Origin of the sequence: Streptomyces cacaoi (genome assembly GCF_006539165.1) — a bacterium.
Classification (GTDB): Bacteria; Actinomycetota; Actinomycetes; order Streptomycetales; family Streptomycetaceae; genus Streptomyces; species Streptomyces cacaoi.
In genome coordinates this window covers 1-5,182 of record NZ_BJMM01000121.1, presented here as the reverse complement: position 1 = coordinate 5,182, position 5,182 = coordinate 1, and the positions used below count along the sequence as shown (strand labels likewise).

Sequence of the window (5,182 nt, the reverse complement as noted above, 5' to 3'; positions counted from 1 at the left end):
AGGGGTGTTCTCCACGAAATTCGTGATCAACCAGTTCAGGTTCTGCGCCGCCTGGCTCATCGGACTCAACTAACGCTCCTGCTGGTAAGTGGGGCCGATACCGCGGCCGTCCGTACCGGCCTGCCGGCCCTGCTGGATACCGCGGCGGAGATTGGTCAGCCGCCCACGCACGTCGTCGGGCGCGCGCGAGACCTGGGGGCCGGACGGCTGGGACGACTGCTGCTGCGCGGTACCCGCGACCAGATTGGCCCGGGGAACACGCCGCGGCAGGCCCGATGTCGTGACCCCTCCCGCGGAGGGCTGGCGGACCTGTTCGGCCTGGCGCCAGCGTTCGTCGTTGGGCGAGGCAGACCAGCTGTCCGGAGAGGCTGCCGCGCCGGTGGGTGCACCGGCACCCTGACCGTTCTCCGAGACCTCACGCGCCGGGCGGCGCTGCGGCATCGGAGGCACACTGCCCGCTCCCGGCCCCAGGGGCTGGGACGCGGTGCCCACGTCGGGTATCTGCTGCGTGGACTCCGCCGGGGACTGGGGCGCCTGGGGCTGCTGCTCCGGGGCGCCGCTGAACCAGTTGGACTCCATCGACGCGAAGATCGGCGTGGGCGCGTCGGCCGGGGCGGGCGGCACGGCGGGAATGCCGTCCGCCGGTTCCTGACCGCCCGCCGACGGGGCCGGCCGGGGGCTCTGCTGAGCCGGCTGGGCCGACTGCCCGGACGGTGCCGACTGTCCGGGCTGCGCCGCGGACGGGTCCGGAGAGCCGCCGGCTCCGTTCCAGTCCGGGCGGACGTGTTCGCCCGTGCCCTCGGGCTCGTCGTGCCCGCGCGGCTCGTCCTCGCCCGGGCCCTGGCCGCCGCGCGCCCAGCTCGGGCGGGCGTCGTCGGCCGCGTCCGGGCCGGTGGGGCGGCCGGCGGAGGCGCCGGGAAGACCGAGATCGGAGTACACGGGGCGGTCCTGGCCGCCGGAGGCGCCCGCGGGGCCGGACGGTGCGCCGCCGGACACCTGCGGAGCCGCGAACGCGCCGGTCGTGGACGCCTCGTCCGCGCCCGGGCGGGCGAACTCGCCCGTCTCCCCCGGGCCGCCGGACCCCGGCCCCTGCGGCTGCGCGAACTGACCCGTCTGCTCCGGACCCGCACCCGGCTGCGCGAACTGCCCCGTCTGACCAGGGCCGTCCGGCTGCGCGAACTGCCCCGTCCCACCTGGACCGTCCGGCCGCGCGAACTGGCCCGTCTGCCCCGGACCGTCCGGCTGCGCGAGCTGGGCGAACTGCCCCGTCTGCTCCGGACCCGGCCCGGGCTGCGCGAACTGGCCCGTCTGACCGGGGCCGTCCGGCTGTGCGAACTGGCCGGTCCCACCGGGGCCGTCGGGCTGCGGTGGCTGGGCGAACTGCCCGGTGGTGCTCGGGCCGCCCTGGGCCGGGACGCGCGGGAACTGGCCCGTGCTGCCGGGGCCGTCCTCGCCTTCCGCCGGGACGCGGGGCAGCTCCGCCGTGCTGCCGGGCCCCTCGGCCGACGACAGCTGGGGGAACTGCCCGGTGCTGCCCGGGCCTTCGGGCGCGCCGGGGCGGGCGAACCCGCCCGTCCCGCCCGGGCCGCCGGACTGCGGGCCCTGCTGCTGCGGGAACGGACCCGCGCTGCCGGGGCCGTCCGGCTGCGGCGGCCGGGCGAACGGGCCGGGGCCGCCCTGGCTGCCGGAGCCTGCCGCGTTCGGGCCGCCCGGCAGCTCGGAGTTGGAGGCGCCACGGGTGGGCAGCGGCGGCAGGGACGAGCCGTCGGCGGGGCGGTTCGCCGGGGCGGAGCCGCCGAAGAAGTCGGTACCGCCCGAGGCGCCCGGGCCGCCGCTGCCGGGCAGCGCGGGCCGCTGGGAACCGCCCGAGACCTGGCCGCGCGGCGGAGCGGCGCCGAGCCGGTTGCCGCCCTCGGCGCCCGCGCCCGCACCTGTGCGCGGCCCGCCCGGGCTGCCCTGCGGGCCGCGCTGGAGTGCCGCGGCGAGGTTGCCGCCCTTGCCGCCCCGGCCGGCCGCGGGCGCGCCGCCCTGGCCGTTGGGCGCACCGGGCCTGCCCTTGGGGGCCGCGCCGCCCTGGGCGATGTCGACGGGCAGCATCACCAGGGCGGTTGTGCCGCCGGAGTCGGAGGGGCGCAGCTGGATGCGGATGCCGTGCCGCAGGGAGAGGCGGCCGACCACGAACAGGCCCATGCGGCGGGAGACGGAGACGTCCACCGTGGGCGGGTTGGCCAGCCGCTCGTTGATCGCGGAGAGGTCCTCCGGGGAGAGCCCGATGCCGGTGTCGTGGATCTCGATGAGCACCCGGCCGTCCGGGAGGGCGTGACCGGTGACCTTGACCTTGGTCTGCGGGGAGGAGAACGAGGTGGCGTTCTCCAGCAGCTCGGCGAGGAGGTGCACGAGGTCGTTGACGACCCGGCCGGTGACCTCCGTCGCCGGGACGGAGCTGAGCTCGATCCGCTCGTACTGCTCCACCTCGGACGCGGCGGCACGCAGGACGTCGACGAGCGGGACGGGGCGGGTCCAGCGCCGGCCCGGCTCCTCACCGGCGAGGACCAGGAGGTTCTCGCCGTTGCGGCGCATGCGGGTGGCGAGGTGGTCGAGCTTGAAGAGCGAGGAGAGCTGGTCCGGGTCGGCCTCGCGGGACTCCAGCTCGGAGATGAGCGACAGCTGACGCTGGATGAGGCCCTGGCTCCGGCGGGAGAGGTTGGTGAACATCGCGTTGACGTTCCCCCGCAGCAGCGCCTGTTCACCGGCGAGGCGGACGGCCTCGCGGTGGACGTCGTCGAACGCGGCGGCCACCTTGCCGATCTCGTCCCGGCTGTGCACGCCGACGGACTCGACCGAGGTGTCCACGTCCTGCGGATCGGCCTCGGACATCTGCTTGACGAGCTCGGGAAGCCGCTCGCGGGCCACGTCCTGCGCGGTGTCCTGGAGCCGGCGCAGCGAGCGGACCATGGAGCGCGCGACGACGAACGCGCCGACCAGCGAGATGCCCAGGACCAGCAGGATGATGGCGCCGTTGAGCAGCGCCTCCTGCTGGGCCTCGGACTTCAGCTCGCGGGCCTGCTGCTCCATCTTCGCGAGCAGGGTCTTCTCGATCTTGTTCATGTTGTCGATCTTGGATGCGTCCTGATCCATCCAGTCGACGTAGGTGCGCTTCTCCTTCTTGATCGCGTCGGTGCTGTGCAGCATCCGGTCGCGGTACTTGTCGGCCAGCGTGACGTTGACGTCGCCGCCGTCGATCGGCTTGGTGAGCGAGGCGGTCTTCTCGTCGCCGTAGATCTGCTGGAAGCTCTTCAGCTCGGCGCGTTCACTCTCGGTGGCCGTCTTGGCGAAGAGCCGGTCCGTCTCGGACAGCTGGGCCGTGGGCTCGTGCGCCAGACCGGCGGAGATGATCGCGCGCTGGATGGAGGCGTACTCCTTCGCGCTGGAGAAGGCGGCCAGAGCGCGGGTGCTCTGGATCATCTCCGAGTTGCTCGTCGCCTGCGCCATGTCCTGGGAGAGGGACAGCAGGGACTCGATGAGCTGGTTGTAGGCGTTGACCGTCTGCGAGACGTACGCCGGGTTCTCGTAGGCGCGTTCGCGGATCGTGTTGATCGACGTCAGCTGACGGGCGATGTCCAGGACGGTGGACTGGACGCCCGCCATCACCTTGTCGCTGCCGTCGATGTCGCCGGTGGCTTCCCTGAAGGACTGGATCGCCTCGTCGGTGTCCTCGCGCGGGGCGACGACGACGTCGTCCTTCTCGTTGCCCGTGCTGATCAGGGGGCCCGCCGAGCGGTCGCGCTCCTCCTGGAGTGCGGCGGCCAGCGTGGTGGCCTTCTCCGTCATCTCCGTGAGCAGCTCCATGTTGGAGAGCTGATCGACGTTCTGGAGCGAGTTGGAGATGCGCATGCCACCGAGCGTGGTGGCGGCGATGACCGGGAGCGCCAGCAGGGAGACGAGGCGGGTGCTGATGCGCCAGTTGCGCAGGGCGAGCCGGGAGCCGGGGTCGACGGGTGACGGGCCGGAGGCACCGGCAGGCGCGCCCTGGCCGTCCTCCCCCTTGCCGGACTTGGCGGACTTCCCGGACTTGGCGGACTTCGCGGACTTGGCGGGGTTCCCGCCCTTGGAGGAACCGGCCGGCTTGGCAGGCTTCGAGGACTTGCCGCCCTTACCGCCCTTGCCGTCCTTCCCGGGGGTGGCACCGGGGTCCGCCGGACCGCCGGCCTTGCCCGCGGGGCCACCGGCGGAGGGTCCGTTCACCCCCTGGGCGAGAGCGGCCTGGCCGCCGTCCTGGGCGCGCTGGGGCTGGGAACCGCGGTCGGCCGTGCCGCGCGCCTCCGGGCTCCCCTCAGCGCTGCCATCCCTCTTGAAACGTCCCTGCACTAGCGTCGCAACCTCTGGACCAGGCGTCCCCCCGCGCGCGACGGCGGGACGGTATCGAGTCGTGGGGGTCCGAACCCCCGTGGCGGTCGTGATTGACCGACGCGTCCCCTCATCACCGGCGTACATCGGGGGCGGTAATGATTCGCGCCCGGTGCGCGTCGATCTGTGTTCGTCCTGCGGCGGTCCGTGGAATTCCAGCACAGTGCCGGATCTCCAACAAGGGCTGTGGATAACCCGTGGAAACCGGTGACGCTTTGCTCCCGACGACTCACACCACGTAGAAACCGGATTGCGGAATTTGGACTTATCCCCACGAGGGGGACAGCCGCCCGCGGTGCCCAACTAGCCGGTAGAGGGCGCATATTGCCCATGTAAGACCGCTGTGTCCGATTGTTGATCCGGATTCAACGATTCCTTATGTCGCTTTTGCTCGGCCTGTCGTGAGCAAACTCACAGGGCGGACGTTGCCTAGGTCACGTTCCGGCGGGGAATAGCGGGCCTACTCTCGGCGTTTACAGAGCACGCAGAAGTGACAAGCCGATCGAGACAAGGGCAGCCGTGAAGTCCACCCTGACGATGCGCACCATAGCCAACCCGCGCCGCACCACGCTGGCGCATCTCAAGGACGCCGACGAGCTGACGGTTCAGCCGGCCGAAGCGCAGGAGGCCGCCGAGGCGACCGAGGCGCTCCCCACCAGGACCGCCAACCCGCGCCGTACCGTTCTGGCGAACACACCCGCCGAGTGATCCGCGCCTGAGCCACACGCACTGAGGGGCGTGGGAAAACCTGGAGTTCCAGGTTTTCCCACGCCCC

General features: G+C 72.7%; 2 protein-coding genes and 1 pseudogene. 1 reads left to right on the top strand and 2 read right to left on the bottom strand.

Annotated elements, in window-relative coordinates:
• Together SCA03_RS34320 and SCA03_RS34315 are read right to left on the bottom strand one after the other, a co-directional pair.
• A pseudogene (locus SCA03_RS34320) lies at positions 1–69 on the bottom strand (roadblock/LC7 domain-containing protein); the annotation flags it as partial.
• Positions 70–4,245 carry a sensor histidine kinase gene (locus SCA03_RS34315; RefSeq protein WP_443098240.1) on the bottom strand — a complete coding sequence of 1,392 codons (4,176 nt, stop codon included), beginning with the start codon at positions 4,243–4,245 and terminating at the stop codon, positions 70–72.
• Between the two features lie 681 nt (positions 4,246–4,926).
• Between SCA03_RS34315 and SCA03_RS34310 the strand changes: the two genes are divergently transcribed.
• On the top strand, positions 4,927–5,115 hold the full coding sequence (locus SCA03_RS34310; RefSeq protein WP_030884385.1) for a hypothetical protein: 189 nt from the start codon (positions 4,927–4,929) through the stop codon (positions 5,113–5,115).
• Positions 5,116–5,182: the final 67 nt, after the last annotated feature.